General features: G+C 53.1%; 20 protein-coding genes and 1 tRNA gene. 8 read left to right on the forward strand and 13 right to left on the reverse strand.

What is annotated here, in order from left to right:
* Window positions 1–68 precede the first annotated feature (68 nt).
* Both C1J03_RS17795 and C1J03_RS17800 read right to left on the reverse strand, forming a co-directional pair.
* Complete coding sequence (locus C1J03_RS17795) at window positions 69–1,046, reverse strand: oxidoreductase (RefSeq protein ID WP_114887808.1); 978 nt, start codon at window positions 1,044–1,046, stop codon at window positions 69–71.
* Window positions 1,047–1,194: 148 nt separating this feature from the next.
* Window positions 1,195–2,079 carry an AraC family transcriptional regulator gene (locus tag C1J03_RS17800; RefSeq protein WP_114887809.1) on the reverse strand — a complete coding sequence of 295 codons (885 nt, stop codon included), beginning with the start codon at window positions 2,077–2,079 and terminating at the stop codon, window positions 1,195–1,197.
* Between the two features lie 552 nt (window positions 2,080–2,631).
* On the opposite strand from C1J03_RS17800, the gene C1J03_RS17805 reads away from it, so the two are divergent.
* The gene (locus C1J03_RS17805) at window positions 2,632–3,879 is read left to right on the forward strand and encodes an IS256 family transposase (protein WP_114887352.1); all 1,248 of its coding nucleotides are present in this window, start codon (window positions 2,632–2,634) and stop codon (window positions 3,877–3,879) included.
* 98 nt (window positions 3,880–3,977) lie between these two features.
* Here C1J03_RS17805 and C1J03_RS17810 read toward each other — a convergent pair whose 3' ends face one another.
* Window positions 3,978–4,613: a cation transporter gene (locus C1J03_RS17810; protein ID WP_114887810.1), complete on the reverse strand. Its 636-nt coding sequence runs from the start codon at window positions 4,611–4,613 to the stop codon at window positions 3,978–3,980.
* 73 nt (window positions 4,614–4,686) lie between these two features.
* On the opposite strand from C1J03_RS17810, the gene C1J03_RS17815 reads away from it, so the two are divergent.
* Together C1J03_RS17815 and C1J03_RS17820 are read left to right on the forward strand one after the other, a co-directional pair.
* A complete protein-coding gene (locus tag C1J03_RS17815; RefSeq protein ID WP_114887811.1) occupies window positions 4,687–5,115 on the forward strand; it encodes a MerR family transcriptional regulator in 429 nt (142 codons plus the stop codon).
* A gap of 307 nt (window positions 5,116–5,422) precedes the next feature.
* Entirely contained in the window at window positions 5,423–6,178 is a 756-nt protein-coding gene (locus tag C1J03_RS17820) for a globin domain-containing protein (RefSeq protein ID WP_114887812.1), read from the forward strand.
* Window positions 6,179–6,256: 78 nt separating this feature from the next.
* Here the strand turns inward: C1J03_RS17820 and C1J03_RS17825 are convergent, their stop codons facing one another.
* Window positions 6,257–6,748 (reverse strand): DUF1993 domain-containing protein, encoded by a 492-nt coding sequence (locus tag C1J03_RS17825; protein WP_114887813.1) that lies wholly within the window; start codon window positions 6,746–6,748, stop codon window positions 6,257–6,259.
* Between the two features lie 520 nt (window positions 6,749–7,268).
* On the opposite strand from C1J03_RS17825, the gene C1J03_RS25400 reads away from it, so the two are divergent.
* Window positions 7,269–7,499: a hypothetical protein gene (locus C1J03_RS25400; RefSeq protein WP_162798584.1), complete on the forward strand. Its 231-nt coding sequence runs from the start codon at window positions 7,269–7,271 to the stop codon at window positions 7,497–7,499.
* Between the two features lie 893 nt (window positions 7,500–8,392).
* Window positions 8,393–9,949: an arylsulfatase gene (locus tag C1J03_RS17835; protein ID WP_114887815.1), complete on the forward strand. Its 1,557-nt coding sequence runs from the start codon at window positions 8,393–8,395 to the stop codon at window positions 9,947–9,949.
* A gap of 1,178 nt (window positions 9,950–11,127) precedes the next feature.
* Here the strand turns inward: C1J03_RS17835 and C1J03_RS17840 are convergent.
* The gene (locus C1J03_RS17840) at window positions 11,128–12,156 is read right to left on the reverse strand and encodes a glutathione S-transferase C-terminal domain-containing protein (protein WP_114887816.1); all 1,029 of its coding nucleotides are present in this window, start codon (window positions 12,154–12,156) and stop codon (window positions 11,128–11,130) included.
* Window positions 12,157–12,403: 247 nt separating this feature from the next.
* Between C1J03_RS17840 and C1J03_RS17845 the strand changes: the two genes are divergently transcribed.
* Both C1J03_RS17845 and C1J03_RS17850 read left to right on the forward strand, forming a co-directional pair.
* Window positions 12,404–13,201 carry an alpha/beta fold hydrolase gene (locus tag C1J03_RS17845; protein WP_114887817.1) on the forward strand — a complete coding sequence of 266 codons (798 nt, stop codon included), beginning with the start codon at window positions 12,404–12,406 and terminating at the stop codon, window positions 13,199–13,201.
* A gap of 214 nt (window positions 13,202–13,415) precedes the next feature.
* The gene (locus tag C1J03_RS17850) at window positions 13,416–14,096 is read left to right on the forward strand and encodes a hypothetical protein (protein WP_114887818.1); all 681 of its coding nucleotides are present in this window, start codon (window positions 13,416–13,418) and stop codon (window positions 14,094–14,096) included.
* A 182-nt stretch (window positions 14,097–14,278) separates the two neighbouring features.
* Here the strand turns inward: C1J03_RS17850 and C1J03_RS17855 are convergent, their stop codons facing one another.
* From C1J03_RS17855 to C1J03_RS17885, 7 genes are all read right to left on the reverse strand, one after another.
* Window positions 14,279–16,468 carry an NADP-dependent isocitrate dehydrogenase gene (locus tag C1J03_RS17855; RefSeq protein WP_114887819.1) on the reverse strand — a complete coding sequence of 730 codons (2,190 nt, stop codon included), beginning with the start codon at window positions 16,466–16,468 and terminating at the stop codon, window positions 14,279–14,281.
* A gap of 481 nt (window positions 16,469–16,949) precedes the next feature.
* Window positions 16,950–17,024, reverse strand: a tRNA-Phe gene (locus tag C1J03_RS17860).
* Window positions 17,025–17,116: 92 nt separating this feature from the next.
* On the reverse strand, window positions 17,117–17,302 hold the full coding sequence (locus C1J03_RS17865; protein WP_114887820.1) for a DNA gyrase inhibitor YacG: 186 nt from the start codon (window positions 17,300–17,302) through the stop codon (window positions 17,117–17,119).
* Window positions 17,299–18,321 carry a ribonuclease E/G gene (locus C1J03_RS17870; RefSeq protein ID WP_114887821.1) on the reverse strand — a complete coding sequence of 341 codons (1,023 nt, stop codon included), beginning with the start codon at window positions 18,319–18,321 and terminating at the stop codon, window positions 17,299–17,301. The genes C1J03_RS17865 and C1J03_RS17870 overlap by 4 nt, the downstream gene beginning before the upstream one ends.
* Window positions 18,318–18,896 (reverse strand): Maf family protein, encoded by a 579-nt coding sequence (locus tag C1J03_RS17875; RefSeq protein WP_114887822.1) that lies wholly within the window; start codon window positions 18,894–18,896, stop codon window positions 18,318–18,320. The genes C1J03_RS17870 and C1J03_RS17875 overlap by 4 nt, the downstream gene beginning before the upstream one ends.
* Before the next feature lie 46 nt (window positions 18,897–18,942).
* Window positions 18,943–19,161 carry a translation initiation factor IF-1 gene (gene infA, locus C1J03_RS17880; protein WP_010137880.1) on the reverse strand — a complete coding sequence of 73 codons (219 nt, stop codon included), beginning with the start codon at window positions 19,159–19,161 and terminating at the stop codon, window positions 18,943–18,945.
* A gap of 81 nt (window positions 19,162–19,242) precedes the next feature.
* On the reverse strand, window positions 19,243–20,118 hold the full coding sequence (locus C1J03_RS17885) for a carbon-nitrogen hydrolase family protein (RefSeq protein WP_114887823.1): 876 nt from the start codon (window positions 20,116–20,118) through the stop codon (window positions 19,243–19,245).
* 216 nt (window positions 20,119–20,334) lie between these two features.
* Between C1J03_RS17885 and C1J03_RS17890 the strand changes: the two genes are divergently transcribed.
* Window positions 20,335–21,027, forward strand: a complete 693-nt coding sequence (locus C1J03_RS17890; RefSeq protein WP_114887824.1) for an NAD-dependent deacylase — start codon at window positions 20,335–20,337, stop codon at window positions 21,025–21,027.
* Here C1J03_RS17890 and C1J03_RS17895 read toward each other — a convergent pair.
* Complete coding sequence (locus C1J03_RS17895; RefSeq protein WP_254694087.1) at window positions 21,024–21,500, reverse strand: copper chaperone PCu(A)C; 477 nt, start codon at window positions 21,498–21,500, stop codon at window positions 21,024–21,026. The genes C1J03_RS17890 and C1J03_RS17895 overlap by 4 nt on opposite strands.
* Between the last annotated feature and the right edge of the window lie 81 nt (window positions 21,501–21,581).

The following is a 21,581-nucleotide window of genomic DNA, read 5'->3' on the forward strand; positions in this document are numbered from 1 at the left end:
TTTTCATTCGTTGTTAGAGAAGACGGAGCTTCGCGGCTGCCAAAGCCTAGGATATCGGCTTTCGAACCTTAGGTATTCTTGAGCCAATCTACACTCAGATCCCAAAGTCGCTCTGCGGAATCGTCGTCGCAAATATGCGCATCCGCGCCGATATATCGAACCGTTGGGCTGTCAGGATCCGTCATCGCCGCGATGTCTGCATCTTCACAATATACGCCAGGCATTCCAATCAACTTGGGCGAGGTCGCTGCCCAAAGCGTTGTTGAGGCACCTTGTTCGGGGGTTTTAAAGCCCGCCTTGGCCAGCTCGGAGGGTTCGCCATCTTCATTCAGCCATCCGATCGCGATCATTTCTTCTTTTGGTAGATGGCGTTGAAGTGGGGTGAAAATACCACCGGGGTGTACTGAAAAAGCTAACCCACCCGCGTCTTTCAAGCGACGCGAAAGCGCGTTGGCGAAAAGCGCGTTCGCAGTTTTTGCTTGGCCGTAAGCAGGCCATTTCTCATAGGGTGAGTGTTCAAAGTTGATGTCGTCCCAGCGGATGTCTGACATCTTGTGAGCGGTCGACGACAGCGCGACGACACGGGGCGCATCTGCTTTTTCTAGCAGGGAGAAAAGACCCTGCGTCAGCGCAAAATGACCCATATGGCAGATGCCAAACTGAGATTCCCAGCCAGGTCCGACCTTGGATTCTGGGCTTGCCATTACACCCGCGTTGTTGATCAAGAGATCGAGCTGCGGAAGCGTGTTTTGCATAGAGGCCGCAAATGAGTTGACGGAACCCAAATCAGCCAAATCTATCGGCGCAGTTGTGATATCTCCCGCGATATCGGCAAGGGCCTCTTTCGCTTTTGCTTCAGAGCGAACCGGAACAATGACTTTCGCACCTTTGCTGGCCAATGCGCGCACGGTTTCAAGGCCAAGACCGCTGTAGCCACCTGTTACGATGGCCGTTTTTCCGGTCAGGTTAATGCCTTTCATAACTTCGCTTGCGGTGCTTTTCGCGTGAAAACCAGATTGAAGAGGGACTTGATCTAAAATTGCCATGTTCTTCCTTTCGATGCACAGTTGCTGGGGACCGTTCGATCCATTGACCTATGGGAAGTAACTTAGCGTTGGCGTTCAGGTATCAGGAGGGCCGTTTCTCCGCGATCCTTGCACAATTCTCCGAAACCCAAGCGAAATGGACAAGACACTAACTTGCCTGTGCGCCCACAAAGGTCCTGGGGGCTGCGCCAAATTTGCGCGAAAACTCTCGGCTGAATTGTGCGGCACTCTCATACCCAACACTCAACGCGATTTGCGAAACTGGTGCCTGGGCTTGCTGAAGCATCCGTTGCGCTTCATGCAGGCGTAGGTCTTTTTGATACTGAAGCGGACTATTAGCCGTGATCTGTTTGAAGTTCTCGTAAAAGATCGATGCGCTCATCCCAGCGATCGACGCCAGGTCAGCGGCCTTTATCGAACTGCGGTATTCCTTACGGATGTGCGCAATCGCTTTTGCAATTTGGTTCGCCTTGCTGTCGAGGTGGATCATTTGCTGCAACGCTTGGCCATGCTTGCTGCGTAAGACGCGGAAATAGACCTCGCGCAGCGCCGCAGCCCCCAGGGCTTGCTCTTCGACGGGATCGCGACGCAACCGGAAAAGGCGGGCCATTGCATCAATCAACTCGTCCTCGGCCGCGCCAGTAACAAAGGCTGGGGCCGTATTGTCTGTGCCGCGGCCCCCATCGATGTCGCTATAAAGATTGCGCAAGACCTGCATATCAAGACTGACATAGGCCGCGATAAAAGGAACATCTGGCGTGGCGTTCAGGATCGAAGATATGGTTGGCAACGTTTGACCGACGATCAGCACATCGCCAGCTCTATATTCGACCTGCCTCGAGCCATATCGTGCGGTCTTCTGGCCTTGCAATACCAGACCAATCAGGGGATCAATCACCGCGCATGTATTAAATTTCGCGTGCTGAGTTTGCATTACACCCATGTTACGGACACCGCAGTGCTGGAACCCATCGGGAATGCCACTTTGAGCGATGTGTTCTTTAACGTCAGCCAGAAAATTGAGCAGGTTCATTCATCGCCTCCAAATCGAAGAGAACTCTAACGCGATGAACTCAGCAAACACATCCGTTTTGCAAGTGCCCCGTAGGATTGTGCAAGAATTACGTAGAAACGCACAAAGCTGAAGCATCATGCACTTAGCTTTTCTGTTTTTTAGATAGAGGGGGCAGTTACAATCGGCCGCTGCCCAGCCTGAGGCGATTTGCAAACAGTCATGGCGCATAGAAAGCCCCGGTTCAAAAATGAAACGGCATCATGGGGCGGGTTCAGAGTTTTGAAATTTGAGCGAATGCCGATATTCGCGCAGTTTGAAATGAACGCACATTTCGTCCAGAAGAACTGAGGCCCAAGGAGGTCGAAGAGTGCGAAAGTTGAAGCCCAGACCACAGCTGGCGAGAGCCAAATGTAGCGTTTCGGAGACCCATTGCGGCGCACGGGATAAGCAATCGACCAGAGGTTTGAGAGCTATGACTGAATCTGGTGTTTGGGGGATTTGAAGGTTGGCGGCGTATCTGGTTGATTTGTTGTTGCGAGACAGCAGCCCAACCGAAGGAGATACACCACCATGGAAACGACTAACATTGTTGATTTTTCGCGTCGAGACGGGATCACGGACGCGCTGACGGATTTATTGAGAACAGGAGCGCAGCAATTGATCGCAACAGCCGTTGAAGCTGAGCTTGAAAGCTATCTGTCTCAGTTTACCACCGCGCGCACTGAGGCCGGTCATGCGACTGTTGTGCGCAATGGGCATCATCCCGAGCGCCCGTTCCAAACGGGCATCGGCCCCGTGAACGTGCGCATTCCCAAGGTTCGCTCAAAAAACGGCCAGCCCGTGACATTCCATTCGGCCCTGGTGCCACCGTACGTGCGCAGAACCAAAACGTTGGAAGCGGCCTTGCCATGGCTGTATCTGAAGGGCATCTCCAGCGGTGAAATGGGCTCGGCTCTCAAGGTTCTTCTGGGCCCTGATGCGGCGGGATTGTCGGCAAATACGGTCTCACGGCTCAAGCGCGATTGGGCCAACGAATACGGCGAGTGGAGAAAGGCAGCGTTGGACGATGAGCCCTTGGTCTACATCTGGGCTGACGGTGTCCACAGCGGCCTTCGGGGCGAGGATGACAAGCTCTGCGCCCTTGTGATTGTGGGGGTAACAGCCCGTGGCAAGAAGCGGTTCTTGGCTATTGAGGACGGGGTGCGCGAGTCCACGCAGAGCTGGCGCGAGGCTCTCCTCAGCCTCAAAAGCCGGGGAATGAACGCCCCGAAACTTGCTATTGGAGATGGTGCCATGGGGTTCTGGGCCGCCATAGATGAAGTCTATCCTGAGACCCGTCATCAACGCTGTTGGCAACACAAAACTATGAATGTGCTCAACTGTTTGCCCAAGCTGTCTCAGCCAAAGGCCAAAGCTGCGATCCACAACATCTGGCAGGCTGAGACCAAAGATGATGCGGGCAAGGCCTTAGATTTGTTCATCAAAACCTACGAACCCAAATACCCCAAGGCGACGCTGTGCCTGCAAAAGGACCGCGAGGAACTCATGGCATTCTTCGACTTTCCAGCACAACACTGGCAAAGCATCCGCACCAGTAATCCAATTGAATCCGCCTTTGCCACGATCCGTCATCGCACCAAACGATCAAAGGGCTGCCTCTCACGCGCCGGCATGCTGCACATGATGTTCAAGCTGGGGCAATGCGCCGAGCAAAACTGGAGGAAACTACGCGGCTTTGACTACCTCGCCAAAGTCATCACCGGCGTCGCATTCAAAGACGGAATTGAAGCCACTGAAAACAGCCAGATCGCCGCATGACCAGAAACCCTTAAACACCAGATTTGACAATAACTCGAGGTTTGAAGCCAATGCCCCTACTGAAATCCCTGAACTAGGACGAACCAGCCCGATCTCCATCACGCGTCCATAAGCTCGTGGTTCAGCATCACCTGCCGTTCTGCGAGGGATTGGCGCACGATTTGAAACGCAGATGACAGAAACAGTCCTGCCATAATCGTCGCGACGATTAGGTCGGGCCAACCGCTTGCTGTGCCCCAGACACCAAAGGCTGCAAACATCACCGCAACGTTGCCGATGGCATCGTTTCGTGAACACAACCAAACCGAGCGCACGTTCGCATCGCCATCCTTGTAACGCACCAATAGCAACACGCTCGCCAAGTTGGCCAGCAGCGCAAGAAAACCAACCGCGCCCATGATCTTTGCCGTGGGGACACCGACATAGAAAACCTGATACACAGTCGATCCGAAAACCCAGAGACCCATCAAAAGCAGGCTGGCACCCTTGAACAGCGCCGCATTGGTTCGGGCACGGATTGAGGCCCCGATGACCGCGAGGGAAATACCATAAGTGAGCGCATCGCCTGCAAAGTCGAGAGCGTCTGCTTGCAATGCCTGGGACTGTGCCAAATGGCCGGCCGTCATCTCCACGACAAACATCGTCGCGTTGAGCACAATCACGATCCAAAGTCGCCTTTTGTAATCTTCTGAAACGCCATCAAACTTGGCGTCATGCCCGCAGCAACTACCCATGGAGAACCCCCTTTTATCTCTGGTTACCCTTAGTGTAATGTCTCTAGTAACTAGAGGTTCAAGGGGTTTGTTCATGTTTTCCATCGGCGAGCTTTCAAAGCGTACAAAGGTCAAAATCCCGACGATCCGCTACTATGAAGAAATGGGGTTATTGGTTGAACCTGAACGCACAGAAGGCAACCAGAGGCGCTACGACCAAGTTGGACTGGAGCGTCTCAGCTTCATTCGCCATGCCCGCGACCTGGGGTTCTCGATAGAATCGATCTCCTCCTTGATTGAACTACAAGAACATCCAGATCGGTCATGCGAAGCGGCGACGGATATCGCCTCGTCGCAACTTGCGGACGTTCGCGCAAAGATCGCTCGGCTCAAAGCACTGGAAAAAGAACTTGGTCGGATATCGAAGGGCTGCGACGGTAGTGGCGTTTCCGAGGACTGCTATGTTTTAGCGTCCCTGGCTGACCATCGTTTATGCACTCGAAACCATGTGCGAGACAGTTAGCCAAATTTGCTTAAGCGCCTTTGGACTCGAAGGTTGCCCGCACGATGTGAATTCGAACATTGCACAGCCAAGGTTCACATCAGTTGCAAGCATGATTTAATCAACTTTCCGAACCTCCCACTCCAACGTAAGAACTGCCAGGAACATCCGCGCGGAAATTTTTTCCTCTCGATATCGAGCGTTGGAGCAGCACCGCCCGTTGAAACCTAAAGGTGTCACACCTAAGTTCACTGCTCCGCACAGTGTCTAAATCGCGCGGAATTCAATCTAGCAACAAAACGGGCTGAAACCCCAGCGAGAGCGCATCATGGCAAGCATCGATCTTCCAAAATTCCCAACGCGCCATGGTTACATGAGCGAAAAAATTCAGCGGGATTACATCGCATCGGCGGTCGCAAAAGGTTTGTTGCCAGCCGAAGCCCATCGGATGCCTGAAATCGTCTCCCTGACCGCGCCAAGTGATGCGTCAAAACCCATTCAGTTTTGGCAGCTCTACTCCGTTTTGGGCCAAGACCCGATCGTTCGGATTGTTCAAAACTTCTACGAGCGCGTTTTTGCGGATGAAGCTTGGTTCACTTCCGTCTTTGAGCGGGTTGGTGGGATTGGACATCACATCAACACCCAAGCATCTATGTGGGTCGACGTGATGGGCGGCGGGCCGTATTATCATGGAGCAGAGTTCAGGCTGAACTTCCACCACACCCACAACGCAATGCAGTTGATGAACGATAAGGGCGCGGAGCGGTGGACCAGTCTGATGCTGGAAACGCTTGATGCATCTTCGGATTTAATGACAGATGATCCGCGTGTACGGACAAGCATCAACACGTTTCTTGCCCATTTTGTGGCCAAGTATGCGGATGATTTTGCGTTTGAGAACCGAAGTTTCTTTGGTGAAACCAATGGGCCGTTACAGCGGAAGATCAACATCATGAAAATGACGGAACTAGCCATAGAGGCGATGACCGAGGATGAGCTCGACATGGCTCTGGCTGAGCTTGGTGTGGATGCCTCCAAATACGATGGGAAAGCAGCCAAGGTCAGCAAGGCCTTGATGATGTGACCTTTTGCAAGGTTGTTCGAGGAACTCTTAGTAACGCCCTGCCCGAACTGTAACTCCACAATTCAGGCAGGGCGCATATTAGTTCGCGCCGAGGAAATCGCGCTTCCCGATTTCCACACCGTTGTGACGTAGAATATTGTAGGCTGTCGTCATGTGAAAATGGAAGTTCGGCACAGCAAATCCAGTAAAATATGCAGATCCGGTGAAGGTCCGTTCTTCTGGGCCAAACTTCATGACCACATCACGTTGCTCAGCGCCCTCAAACGCAGCATCTGGAACAGACTCCATGAACGCAATCGTCTTAGCAATACGGGCCTGAAGCTCTTCGAATGTGGTTTCGTTGTCCTCAAAGCTAGGATTGTTAGTTTGGGACAACCGCGCCGCCAATCCTTTTGCAGTGTCGCAAGTGACCAGAACGTTGCGGGTGAAAGTCATCATATCGGGAAAGAGCCGAGATGTTAGCAAGGCATTAGGGTCAATTTTGCGATCGTCGCAATGCGTTTCCGCCTTTGCTAGAATAGCAGAAAGGCTGCGCAGAGCGTGGGCATAGCTTGGGACAGGATTTTGCATCACGAGGTTCCTTTTGGGTGTCAGCTTGAACAAACAGAGGTGCCAAGAAGCCGAACGTTTGGACTCCACCAATATCTACAAATTTCGCCGCAGCAAGCTCAAGGAGTACGGCGGGCTTACGGGGTGCCTAGGGTTGCGTCGAAGCAGCGTCACGAAGATCTTCAAAACCTGCTGCGCTTTATCATAAGATTTTGGAACAGCTCAACAATTTGCTTTGACCTGAGCAGAACAGGAGGCGTCAATAACGGCCATTTGTGTAACGTTGCCCCATGATGAAAATGACCATTTTTCCTTTTCGGTGTAAGAGATTAGTCAAGAATATGATGAAGGGCGCGGCGTTGCTTGCGAATTGGTTCCAAACTTGGTCTCTCCTCTTGAGGTCGGCCCCTTCATAGTAAGTATGTATCACACCACCAGTGTACCGGGCAGCGACAGGGTGGTTCAGGTTCAATGGCCAGCGGGAATTAAGGTTCCGATTTCTAGTGTGCAATCTGGAAGAGCTGATAGGGCCGAGAGTGGGATGAGCCTTATTACCCCCGGTGGTACGGTCTCCATCCTGAATGAAAGTGGCAAATGGGATCAGGTCACTTTCCCAAAATTTTCGATTTTCGTCGGTGTCGACGTTGATCTCAACCCGCTCCACGCACGCCTCGCGCTCGTTGGGGGAATGCCAAGATCAGATGTGCTTTTTGATAGCGGATTAGGGCACACATACCATTCCTCGGATGGCTTCAATACATTTCCGGACTAAGATCATGGCGAATGGAAGAGGCTTCCTTACCCCGATGAAACTGGGGTCGCGTATGACAGGGACACGTTTTTGCGTGGTACGTCAGAAGTTAACGGTGTCGAAGCAATACTTAGCCGTCAACGATGGCCAGATGGGCCCATCGAATACTCACAGCGCAAATTACTCAACAAGCTTGAACCGACTTTTTATACCAACAGGTTTGATGGCAGGCACCTCGCTGACCATCCAGTGACCGAATATGTCACGGATAAACTTTTGTATTGCACCAAGGGGGAATTTTAAGATGGTTTTAGATATCACACAGCAGGATATTGGTATCCTTCGTGGGCATGTTGGAAGCACCTCTGCAAACCAAGCGCATCATTGACCATGGGCACGACTTCCTGAACCTCGTTACTTGTTGCGTATACGAAGAAGTTGCGAACGGTGAACCCTCGCGAAACAACGATTTCACCTTTCGATGGTCAAGCACGCAGCGCACTTTGCCTCGCTGGATTGGCCGATCTATTCGAAATTCCGGCGAGAAAAGCTCGCCTCAACCACTGTAAATTTCCTGCAAGGGTTTTGCGCGAAACGCGGTTCGACTTCTGGTTCATGCTCTGGCTCACAAAGATTGGCGCAAGGCACGCCTGGCATGCCCGCAGCACCAGTTAACCTATGACGGCTGTTGCGATAAAAGCTGAACGAATGTGGGCCGGAAAATCCACCCAAACGGGGGTCGGTCAGACGCTTAGCTAGATTGCCCCGACTGCAGAGATCAGGTTTCGCGCAGATACCCAAAGCACAACTCTGCGTTACCAACAGGGTTGATAGGAACGCGAAACAGCGGCAACATGCAGGGGATGACATTTCAATTGGGGAGTGTCGGCTAAAATAAGTATGGGGAGAAAATAGTGAATTTTACATCTCACTTTCAAAAAGGGTGTCGAAGCCTAGCATTGGCAACGATTGCTGGGCTTGGCCTAACGTCGTTTGCTTTTGCTCAGTCCAGTCAACCAAACGTCGTCGTTATTTGGGGCGATGACATTGGTATGTGGAATGTCAGCGCTTACAATCAGGGTATGATGGGATACGAAACGCCCAACATCGACCGTATTGCCAGTGAGGGTATGCTGTTTACCCATGGCTATGGCGAACAATCTTGCACCGCTGGACGCGCGTCATTTGTCACCGGCCAGTCAGGCTTTCGCACTGGATTGCTAAAGGTCGGTCTTCCGGGTGCCAAAGAAGGCATGAGCCCCCTAGACCCCACCATCGCCGAATACATGAAATCCAAGGGGTACATGACCGGACAATATGGGAAAAACCATCTGGGCGATCTGGATGAAATGCTTCCTACCAATCACGGTTTCGATGAATTCTTTGGCAATCTCTATCACCTCAACGCTGAAGAAGAGCCGGAAAACGTCGACTATCCTAAAGACCCGGAATTCCGTAAGAACTTTGGTCCGCGTGGCGTCATCAGATCCAATGCGGATGGCACAATTGAAGACACCGGTCCGCTCACCAAGAAACGTATGGAGACCATCGACGAAGAAGTTACGGCGGGCGCTCTCGATTTCATGGATCGCGCGGCCGAACAGGAAAAGCCGTTTTTCCTATGGTACAACTCCACTCGGATGCACATCAACACGCACCTGAAACCTGAAAGTGAGGGTGTTACAGGCCTCGGAGTTTATCCCGATGGAATGGTTGAGCATGACGGTATGGTTGGCGAACTGCTCGATAAACTGGAAGAGCTAGGGATCGCAGACAACACGGTTGTCATGTATTCCACCGACAATGGTGCTGAAGTCTTCAGCTGGCCCGATGGCGGCACAACACCGTTTAAGGGTGAAAAGAACGACAACTGGGAAGGCGGATATCGCGTTCCGATGATGATCAAATGGCCGGGCGTAATTGAGCCGGGTCGCAAGTCAAGCCAGATCATCAGCCACCTCGACTGGTTCCCAACGTTCATGTCCGCACTTGGCGATACCGATATGAAAGAACGGATGCTGACCGAGGCCCCGTTCGGTGAAGAAAACGAGCCAGTTCATTTGGATGGCTATGACTTCATGCCCTATTTCCGAGGCGAAACTGAAGAAGGACCACGTAAAGAATTCTTCTACTTCTCGGATGGTGGCGACCTTGTGAACCTACGGTATGGTCGTTGGAAAGTGGTATTTGCTGAACAGCGCGCAGAAGGCTTTGACGTTTGGGAAGAACCATTCACGTTTCTTCGCCTCCCAAAGATCATTGACCTTTATAGCGACCCGTTTGAGCGTGCCCAAGACGAAGCTCCTGGCTATACTCAGTGGCGCTTTGACCGGCTCTACCTGCTGGTCCCGGCTCAAGCGTTTGTCGGCCAGTTCTTGTCAACTTTCGTAGACTACCCGCCACGTTCCAAGGCGGCCAGCTTCGGGATTGATCAGGTGCTTGAAGGTTTGCAGCGCAGTCAAGGCGGCTGACCTTTAACTACTGCTCAAGTTGATCGTAGGGTGTCCTTTTTGAGGGCACCCTTTTTCGGAGCGCTGTCGATTGCGCTCATCGTGCAGAGCACTGACTACAAATGAAATCTGAGAACTGTCCGTCTTTCGTATTCGTCACTGCATGACGAGATTTACGGCATCAAAGGTTTTTGGCGACCCTTCTCTTCATCCGCAAGAGACTAGGTACCATGGTTGTTAGTCGTACCATTCCAACAGCGCAGTGATTTCCGAGGGGTGCCCGAGCTGCAAGGACGGAGCTACGGTCCACGGTGCCAAATCGACATTCAATTGGCTGCGGACGACGCGCATTCTATAATAGTTCAGGGTTTCGACCCAGAATACGATTGCACAGAACTCGTACAGCAGATGTCTTGAGATGGATCAGGTAGCCGCCATTTTTTCATTTCCCTTTTGTTAGTAGCAATATCGCCCACAAGCTACAGTGGGGAACTGGGAACAAATTGACCCAACAAGAATTGCGTGCACTTCAGCCAGAGACCGGCAAGAAAATCTATCCGGTTTCCCAATCTTCGTATGATTGGCGACTTGAGATGTCACAACCCGTTGAAGTGTCTGTTCCAGACAACGCCACATAGAATCTCCAAACCAGACAGTCGCTGCAACGTAGAAAACGGAAGCACTGGCTCTGAGCTGCCGTTCGTTGAGCGGACCGTCTGAGCCCTCTTTCAGCTTGCCGCCGCAGGCTGCCAATCGGTCAACCAAGCAATCAAACCCGGAAACATCTGGCACTATCTTTGGGACTTGAAGAGAGGATCTCCGATCGTGTGCGTAAACAGGCGAGACGCGATGTTTTCTTCACGCGACGCAAGACCCGTTGTTTAAAAGTAGTGTTTGCCTCGGATGGATACACCAACAACCAGGCCCGGAATGTTGTAGTCCGCGACTGCAGATGAGACGCTGTGTTCAGCTAGGGCAGGAATTTCGCCGTGTCTGCAGCGTGTTAGGTGATGAAAGCGGTAGAAATGTCGCGAATCTGAGCATATTCATTTCGACCACAGTTCCTTGATCAGCGTTTGAGCTTTCGAAGCATTACCAAAATGCGCCAAGATACTCAGACCAGAAATGTTGGTTCATTGAACCAAAAAACCCTTCCCACTGTGCATCCGTTAAGCTGAATATTTATTTGATCCGATGGATTAGTTTGCGAGTTCCGGATGCAAATAAGCTTCTGGATAAGGCTTAGGGTGGAACGGCCCCAGAGGAACTACATTGTTCCACGATCGGCCAAAGTAACCCTGACGGCAATGTACCAATGAATTACTGGCCGCCACGCCCGGCACTGCGTACACGCGGCACAGCCAACGCCAAAGATTCGGGTAGTCCAAAATCCTAGCACCGTTCAATTTCATCCGAACGTAATAAACCGGGTCATGCCGATAGAGCGTTGGAAAAAGACGAAGATCTGCCTCAGTAAAGTAGTTGCCAGTCAGAAACTGGCGGCAATCAGAAGCTAACAGTTCTTCTAGCGTACCCAGCGTTTCAAAATACTGCGCGAAGGCAGCGGCATAGATCGCCTGATCGGAAGAGAAACCGGCCTTATATGCGCCATTGTTGATGTCCGCATAAATTTGCGTGTTGAGCACGTCGATATCGTGTCGCAACGCAATGTACTCGCTGCCCAATGGATAGAGGTCCGGTCTCAGATCGTCTGAAATGATACTGCCGAGCGCATGGGCCTGTTGGTTCAGCATCCTAATAATTTCGGCGCTCTCGTTGGCGACGATCTGCTTGGTTTTCTTGTCATAAAGGATCGGAACAGACGCTTCATCAGACCCTTCAGCCTGGTAAATCTGCTTGGCGAGCCGGAAGTTCTGTCCCGTAGCGGTTTCAGCTGTGCACTCGGGCAAGGTTGTATTGGTCAATGACGCCACGCGCGTAGGATTAAACTCCCAGCGATTAGGCTCAATAGGATCCGTTTCTGTTGTTCGACTGGGGAACGCCACGTCCATGGTAATACTGTCTTGTAGGCCAAGAACATTGCGAGCGAGCGTCACACGGTGGCACCATGGACAGTTAAGCGCGACAAACAGATGATAGCGCCCAGGCTCTGCAGGGAAGCGATTGTCTTCGCCTAACACGGAACGAAACTTGCTGACGCCGCGTACAAACTCGCCCTTTGCGCGTCGTGCCTTGGCGTCAGTTTGGGATTCGTCTGTAGAACTCATCGTCGCTTGCCTCACTGTCTATCGGCACAACGATGGTACAGAAAGGCTGGGACCGCCAGTTCTTCTTCGCCGGGCAATTGCCGTGCCCCGAAGTTTCGCCGCAAAACCTCATCGATTAGCTTTGGCCATCCATCCACAAATGTTGGCAGCAAAAGTTTCGACAACAATACTTGTCAAAATTACAGTGTTCAGGCGGCCGACTTACGTAAACGCGTGCTATGGTGCATTTTAGCCCCGGGGGAAATTCATGCCATATGCCAAATTGAATGGTGCAAGCATTCACTACACCGACACTGAAGGAGCTGGTGAAACGATCGTTTTCTCACATGGCCTTCTGTTCAGCGGAGCGATGTTCGAAGCTCAAATCGCGGAATTTCGGGATCGTTATCGATGCATTGCTTTCGACCATCGTGGGCAAGGGCACAGCGGCATTACCGACAGCGGGTATGATATCGATACGCTTACGGATGACGCTGCAGAACTTATCAGACATTTGGATATCGCGCCGTGCCATTTTGTGGGGTTGAGCATGGGTGGTTTTGTGGGCATGCGCTTGGCCGCACAACATCCAGAATTGCTGAAAACACTGACTTTACTCGATACTTCAGCGGATCCGGAGCCGCATGAAAACGGCCCAAAGTACCGGATGCTCAATATCGTAGCGCGCTGGATCGGCTTGTGGGCAGTCATTGGCCGCGTCATGCCAATAATGTTTGGCCAGTCTTTTTTGAACGATGCCCATCGGGCAGGCGAAAGGCAGAAGTGGGCTAAAATAATAACCAGCAATGATCGGATTGGCATTACCCGCGCGGTCCAAGGGGTCATTGACCGCAAAGATTGCAAGGGCCTGTTGAGTAAAATCCAAATCCCGGTTGGGATCGGTGTGGGGGATGAAGACATCGCGACTGTTCCAGCAAAATCAGAAAGCCTACATGCGGCAATCAAAGGATCAGTGTTGCAAGTGTTCAAAGGAGCTGGTCACTCCTCTTCGATTGAAACACCGCGGCAGGTCAACGAACTGATCCAGCAAACGATTCAGAGATAACAATGTGAAGCGGGCTCTTTGAAATCGCAGACGCAGCCCCCGCTAGCCACAAACCTCAAGAACCACAGATTGCCACCTAAAGATCTTTAACATTATGTCTCTAAGAGTGCCGCAAGCATGGCAAGCAGTGATGACCTTTTTAGGCTGTAAAAACCGCAGGGCCCAAATAGGATAGGGCCAATGTTCGTTCTCACTAACTTGGCAAAGTTCACAAATGAAAAGAAATGCGCTTTCGATATCTGTTTATGTGCTCGCCGCGTGCTTATGGATCAATCACGCACAAGCACAGAGCTGTCCTGAGTATTTTCGGTTCGTCGACTTTGGCGCTATTACAGCAGACGGTTCACTACTTCGCGGTGGCCCGACATTTAAGGTTAAGCGCGATGGCGAGCCTCTTTTTGAAAGCGGATCGGTAGCGTGTACTGACATAGAACCAGTCTTTACCGATGGCCACAATCAACCAATCCCCTTGGTCACAGCTTTGAGTTATTCATCCAATCTAGTCGCGCCTGAGATGACTAATCTGAACATCAAACGTCTATCTGCGACATCTGCAAAGCTGGCTCAGGAACCTTTAGAAGGCCACCGGATAGCACGCAGTGCGGCAGGCAATTCCGCCACACAGGGTGCTGATTTCCTTTGTGTCCATGTAGATCTTTCACCCTCCCAAACGATCAGCTGCGAAGTGGTAAGCCCCTTTGATACGACGCTCTCATTTATCGTTGCTTGCAATGATACGGCCTGTGCGATGTCCGGTATGGCAATTGAAAAGGCGGTCAACATTAGTGCAGGCTGGACAATCTCTGGGACGGCAACCCTCGAAGAAGCCGGCGCAACAGCGTCTGACATAGCAACGAAAATCCATGCGTTTATCAAAGACAAAACGGCACATTAAAACTCAGATCGACGCGAAACTAATTTATGCCCGCTTTGGGAAAAAGAAGGCTGCCGAGTGCCGAGGGGATAAACTCGGCCAGGGCCTTCGAGCTCGGAACATTAATTTGAGGAAGTTTGATCGCTGGTAGGAAATTGGGCCGCGCACATTCTTCAGTACGCGGCCCAATAGTCTCAGATCGCTCAGCCGATTATTTCATTCAACGTCTTTGACGGACGCATCACATCAACTGTTTTGGCTACATCCGTGCGGAAGTACCCGCCGAGATCAGCAGGAGGCCCTTGAACCTCAGCAAGCTCAGCTAGAATGTTGCTTTCGTTGGCAGCCAGCGCTTTTGCGATGGGCGCAAAATGCCCTGCAAGCTCGGCATCGTCTGTTTGGTCTGACAATGCTTCGGCCCAATAGCGCGCAAACCAATAGTGGCTATCCCGGTTATCCGGCTCGCCAACTTTGCGCGATGGCGAGCGGCTGTTATCCAGAATGCCCTGAGTAGCCGCGTCAACGGCTTGACCCAACACACGGGCCTTTTCATTGCCCTTAGCGTCGGCAAGGAACGTCAGGCTTTCTCCCAGTGCACAGAACTCGCCCAGGCTGTCCCAACGCAAGTGATTTTCTTCTACCAGCTGTTGGACATGCTTGGGCGCAGAGCCGCCAGCACCGGTTTCGAACAGACCACCACCGTTCATCAGTTTGACGATCGACAGCATCTTGGCAGAAGTCGCCAGCTCCAAGATCGGGAACAGATCGGTTAGGTAATCGCGCAACACATTGCCGGTGATGGCAATTGTATTCTCGCCCTTGGTGATAGTCTCAAACGAGGCACGGGTGGCTTCGCGGGGGGCCATAATCTCAAACTTATCCGCAACGCCTTTGGCCTCTAGGATCGGTTTGACGTAGGCGATTAGTTCTGCGTCATGCGCGCGCGCGGCGTCTAGCCAGAAAATAGCACGGCAGCCTTCGGCCTTTTGACGGTCGATGGCAAGGTTCACCCAGTCTTCAATGGGCGCCTTGCGTGCAGATGCAGACCGCCAGATATCGCCCGCCGCAACGCTATGCGAATGCATCACGGTGCCATCCTCAAGGATCATCTTGACCGTTCCCGCCTTGGCCACCTCAAAGGTCGTGGGGTGTGAGCCGTACTCTTCGGCCTTTTGCGCCATCAACCCGACATTTTGAACCGTGCCCACGGTGGCAGGGTTCAGCTTGCCATTTTCTTTGAAAAACTTGATCGTTTCGTCATAAACGGGCGCATAAGAATTGTCGGGGATCACGCAGTTCGCGTCTGATTCACTGCCATCCGGCCCCCACCCTTTGCCACCGGCACGAATAAGTGCAGGCATTGAGGCGTCGATAATCACGTCGGATGAAACGTGCAGGTTGGTTATGCCTTTGTCGGAATCAACCATGTACATAGGCGGACGTGCCGCCATGCAAGCCTCGACATCTTTCAGGATCGCTGCATTAACTTTAACCCGCTCTAGCAGATCACCAAGTCCGGAGTTCGGGTTTACCCCCAGCGTGGCCATCTCATCCCCATGCGCGTCAAAGACTGGCGCTAGAAACGCTTTGACCGCGTGACCAAAGATGATGGGGTCAGAAACCTTCATCATGGTGGCCTTCATATGCAGGGAGAAAAGCGTGCCGTCCGCTTTGGTTTTCTCAATTTCGCCTGCCAGAAAGGTCTTGAGGGCATCCGCACTCATAAATGTGGCATCAACCACTGTGCCCGCAGGGTAAGCGATATTTTCCTTGAGGACTGTATCGCCTGCGTCTGTGGTCAGAACGATCTTGGCGACGACGTCTTTGTTGATTGTCGTGGAAACTTCATTTGAGAAGAAATCGCCGCCAGACATCGCGGAAACATGCGTTTTGCTATCGGCCGACCAGTCCCCCATGCGGTGTGGGTTTTTTTGCGCAAAGCTTTTGACAGCCTTGGCTGCGCGACGATCGGAGTTACCCTCCCGCAGAACTGGGTTTACCGCGGACCCTTTGAGGCCATCATATTTGCCTCGAACAGCCTTGTCCGCGTCTGTGTTGGGTGTTTCGGGATAATCCGGCAACGCAAAACCCTGAGCTTGGAGCTCTTTCACAGCTGCAACGAGCTGCGGTACAGACGCCGAAATGTTTGGCAATTTGATCACGTTGGCTTCTGCCGTTTTCACGAGACGGCCCAGCTCTGCCAGATCGTCCGACTGTTGCTGCGACGCGCTCAGATGCTCAGGGAACGCAGCAAGGATGCGTCCCGCTAGGCTAATATCTTTTGTGCCAATGGAAACACCAGCGGCTGCAGCAAACCTTTTGATGATCGGGAGGAAAGACGCAGAAGCTAGCTCTGGCGCTTCGTCTACCTTGGTATAGATAATATCGTACATGGTCAGCTCCTAGATGGGGTTGCCGTCTCATAGCCCATGCACAAACCAACGCCAACCGTATACTGCGGTATACATTGACGGCAGGGAATTAATTCGTGATCTTGAGCAGGTCGATGGACCCTGAAACCATAGAGACAGACAAACATCCTCCGGGCTGGGTGTTCGTAGTAATTTTCCCAACGCACCATATTGGTTAGCTAATTTTAAATGGAACGCTGGCTCGCAAAAGAGAGCGAAAAAATCCAGGAACGATATTCAATACAACCCTGGTGATTTTACTTGGTGAACAAAGTTGCTTGGCAAGATACCTTTGTTGCCTTCGAACAGCTCAATACTGTTCGCGACAAGTGAAATCCTGCAGTAGTTAAGGACCACACCGTTACGAGTTGCGAAAATAAAATGGTAAATGCACTCAAGATAATACTCAAAAAGAGCAGGCAGCAACGATATCAATTTTATCGTTGTTTCTATTAGTCTTAAGTGGTGCCCGGGGGCGGAATCGAACCACCGACACGAGGATTTTCAATCCACTGCTCTACCCCTGAGCTACCCAGGCACGGGAGGCCTCTGACGAGGCCGGGTGAGCGGTTTCTAGGGGCTTGCGGCGGGGGTGTCCAGCCTCTTTTTGCACGGATATTAAGACACTGCTCAATGCGGCTTTTGAAGCTCTTCACGGGCGGCCGTTTCAAGCGCTTCTTCTAGGTCTTCTGGGTCCTGCGAAGCCACCGCATATGAGCCATTGAACCACTTGGCCAAATCGATGTCAGCACAGCGGCGCGAGCAGAAGGGGCGGTATTTTGCATGGGTCTGTGTCGCGCAGATCGGACAACTCATGGCAAGACTTCCAGTAATGGCGCGCGGGCACGTTTGCGCTGCAGCTCGTAATGGCCCAGGGGAGTCCATCCAACAAGGGTTGTTTCCACCTCATCACCGCGGAAGGCCTGTCTTAGGGCAGTCTCAAAGCTGCGACGGTCCTTCTTGGGCATCGGTGCAAGATCAAGCGTGATCTGCCCGCCAAGGCCCCTGAGCCGTAACGCGCGCGGCAACGCACGGGCGCAAGACATGTTCGCTTTGATCCCCGCAGCCAATGACGCATCAGCGCCTGTGTTTACGTCGACAGCAACCAGTGCTCGGGTCGGCTCAACAAACATCGATGCCCCAGCCGCAAGGTTGACTTGAGGCGTTAGCAACATGTCGATGGCGTCCAACACGGCATGATCGCCAAAACCGCCCTCATCTGTCACGACTTCCGCCTTGGCGACCCAATCGCGCCAAGCGAGGATATGGGGACCGTCCCCCTCGGCAAGGACCTCCATGGAGGTCTCAGCATCGTCCAGCACAGTGATTGCAAGCGCCAGCATTGCTTCGACGTCATCAGAGATGGCATCCGAATCTGCGCCTTCACAGGATGAACGTAGAATCAGGCCATGTTTTGCATCCCCCATCGCCTCATGCGCGATCTCCAACAGCCGGTCCCGCTCTGGCTCATCCCGAATTCGACGCGAGATATTCAGGCCCGGCGCATCAGGCGTAACAATGGCATAGCGGCTTTTGAATAAAATCTTGGCTGTGACTGGGATCGCCTTGCCGGGTTCGGCAAAGCCAGTGACTTGGCACAGGATCGGTTGTCCAGGGGCAAGCCCCTTGATCTGTCGTAGAAACGCAGCGCCGTCCGGCGTTTTTAGAAACATGCCCCCCTGCCCTTTGACAGGTCGGTCCGCGATCGCACGGTAGACGGTGCCGACACGCGGCGCATCGCCATCAATGAGCAGATCGTCGAGTTGGCCGTCGACCATAAGGGCCGCAGCTTCGACCTCACCGAAATGGTCCAGAATAATTGTGCGGCCTTTCATGGCGTGCCTCCATCAATGTGGTCGTGTGCTGCGCGCAGCAGATTCGCGGTCTCTGCCAAGGGCAAGCCGACAATGCCCGTAAAGGATCCTGAAATCCACGGGATCAATGCGCCAGCCGGCCCTTGAATGCCGTAGCCCCCCGCTTTGCCTTGCCAGTCACCAGTCGCAATATAGGCCGCGAGTTCTGCTTCAGACAGACTTTTCATGCGAACGGTGCTGACGACGTCCTTTTCCCAGACCTTGCCGCCACGCTTCACTGCCACCGCGGTAATAACCTTGTGGCGGCGTCCCGACATGGCGCGCAAGAAAGCGGCGGCCTCGATCGCGTCCTCAGGCTTGCCAAGAATCCGGCGGCCTATGGCGACGGTCGTATCAGCGCACAGCACAATATCATCATGCTCTGCGGGAACCGCCGCAACCTTTTCGCGTGCCATACGGGCACAATAGGGACGCGGCAATTCTGCTGTATTGGGTGTCTCGTCGATGTCAGGCGCACGTACGGCATCGGGCACAACGCCGATTTGCGCCAGTAATTCCAACCGACGCGGAGAGCCTGAGCCCAGAATAAATGTCATAGCGATACCCCCTGACGCGCCCCAAAAGACGCGCCTTTTCAGGCGGTTACTTGAACCGGTAGTTGATCCGACCTTTGGTCAAATCGTAGGGGGTCATTTCCACCTGAACTTTGTCACCTGCAAGAACACGAATACGGTTTTTCCGCATTTTGCCTGCCGTGTGCGCAATGATTTCATGGCCGTTCTCAAGCTCGACCCGAAATGTCGCGTTCGGCAGGAGTTCCTTTACGACACCGGGGAATTCGAGAATATCTTCCTTGGCCATGGTCTCTCCTTGATCCTTTTACCCTCCGATATGAGGGCGCAGGCTTAGATGGGCGCATTTAACCAGATTTTCAAGGGTGATTCAGCGCAAAGCCACATTAAGCGCCGGAGTGTCGCGGCCGGCCTGTTCAGGCCAGTGCGCACGGTTCAGCACAACACCGTCTGCGCGCACCTGTGCAATGGCGTTCAAATCGACCTCGGCATAGGTCCACCCCGGGGCGCAAATTTGCCCCGCGGCCAACACACCCGTATCAGGAAAGCCTGTGTCTGGCGGGCAAAACACCCCTCCTGCCCCGATCGGATTGCCCAAAGCCTCTGACCAATCAGCAGGTCCTACAATAGAAGACATCACCGTGACGCATTGGTTTTCCAATGCACGCGCCATCGATCCGGTACGGACCCGCCAATAGCCTGCAAGGGCCTCAGTCACGCTAGGCACGGCAATGATGTCGCACTTCATCAAGGCGCGTCCCAGCAGCGGGAATTCGCTGTCATAGCAGATCAAGATACCAATGCGCCCTATGGCAGTATCAAAGACCTGCAACTTATTGCCTCCGATCACCCCCCAAACATCGCGCTCAAACCGGGTCATGATTTGCTTGTCTTGCACGCCGACTTGACCACCGGGTGTAATGAGACGTGCTCGATTTACAGGGCGGGTTTGCGTAGCGGTAGGGCCTGAGGCCGCGACAATGTGCATGTTATGCTCTGCGGCAAGGCGTAGGTGCAGCGTGTCGGCATCCGCCAGCCTATCTGAGACCGCAAAAAGCGATGCCTCAAGGTCAGCGGCCACGTCCATACCGGCAAGCGTTGCCAACTCCATTGCGCCGTATTCGGGAAAGACCGCGAGGTCCGCACCCTCTTTGGCAGCAACTGAAATCCAGGCAGCAATTTTGTCCTCGTACTGAGCCCAAGAGCTGAGCACATCCAAAGGATAGGCGGCGGTAGCAATCTTCATCTTAGGTTCCTTTTGGGCATCTTGCGATGTTGCCCGGCAAGCCACAATAGGGCGTGGATTGACCGGTAGTCAGCGTTGACTTTATACCCCAACGGTTTCACATTTCAGAGGTGTCACATGGGCAGTAACAATCATCAAACTGCACCACCTCGAAATATCTGAGCCATTGGCCCGCAGTGGATCTCGGCCCTAATATCCGCCAATGGAGCAATTTTCATGAGCAATATCGTTATCCTCACAGGTGCCGGCATTTCCGCGGAAAGCGGGCTTGAGACATTTCGTGCCGAGACAGGCCTTTGGGCGCAGCACCGTGTTGAAGATGTTGCCACCCCAGAAGGGTTTGCACGCGACCCCAAGCTGGTTGTTGATTTTTACAACACCCGCCGGGCGCAAGCCGCCGAGGCTGCCCCTAACGCCGCGCATAAGGCATTGGCACGCCTAGAGGCCGAGCATTCGGGCCGTGTGTTGGTTGTGACACAGAATGTGGATGCCCTGCACGAGAGAGGCGGGACGCGAAACCTGATCCATATGCACGGCGCCGTGAATTCTGCTCTATGTGCTGCTTGCGATCACCGATGGGAGGCCCCGATGGTCATGGCGGCTGGTGACACCTGCCCTGCCTGCAGCCAGCCCGCTGCGCGACCTGACATCGTCTGGTTTGGCGAAATGCCGTATCAGATGGATGAGATATTCGAGACACTCGGGCAAGCGGATCTGTTTGCTGCGATTGGAACATCGGGCAATGTCTATCCTGCGGCCGGTTTCGTCGCCGAAGCGCGGCGCGCCGGGGCAGACACGGTCGAAATCAATCTTGAGCCCTCATCCGTCGGTTCGCAGTTCGCGCGTCACATCACCGGACCCGCGACACAGACGGTGCCTGCTTGGGTCGATGCTCTCTTGGCGAGTTAACGTTCGCTATCGACCGGAATCATCACTTTGATTTCGCCTGCGGTCTCAAAGATCAACGTCACGGGTACTTCTTGGCCTTGATCCAGCGGCGCTGTCATTCCCATTAACATCAGGTGATCGCCCCCGCGTGCAAAAAGATGCGTAGTACCGGCCGGAATCACAACGCCGCCTTCGATTTCGCCCATCGTCATAACGCCATTCGCGTCCTCGGAATGGCTGTGCAGCTGCACCATCCCGTCAAGATCTGAGCGTACACCGATCAGTCGGTCATCTTGGCCGGTCTGATTGATTAATTCCATGAAGCCCGCACCTGATTTTGAGCTTGGGGTCGAGCTGCGCAAATAGGCATCCCTTACCACCATGACCTTGACCATTGGATCGACAGGGGCAGCCTTGAAAGTGAGCACGGCCATAAAGACAGCCAACAGGCCAACAACGGCAACGATACCAGTGATGAGAGACCGGTTTTTCACGATGGAGTGCTCCTTCTCAAGCATGATTCAGGCTTGGTTTAGCCCAGCGCTTTCCTAGTTTGGAGTCGCCAAAACGCCACA

Source organism: Sulfitobacter sp. SK012, assembly GCF_003352085.1.
GTDB lineage: Bacteria > Pseudomonadota > Alphaproteobacteria > Rhodobacterales > Rhodobacteraceae > Sulfitobacter.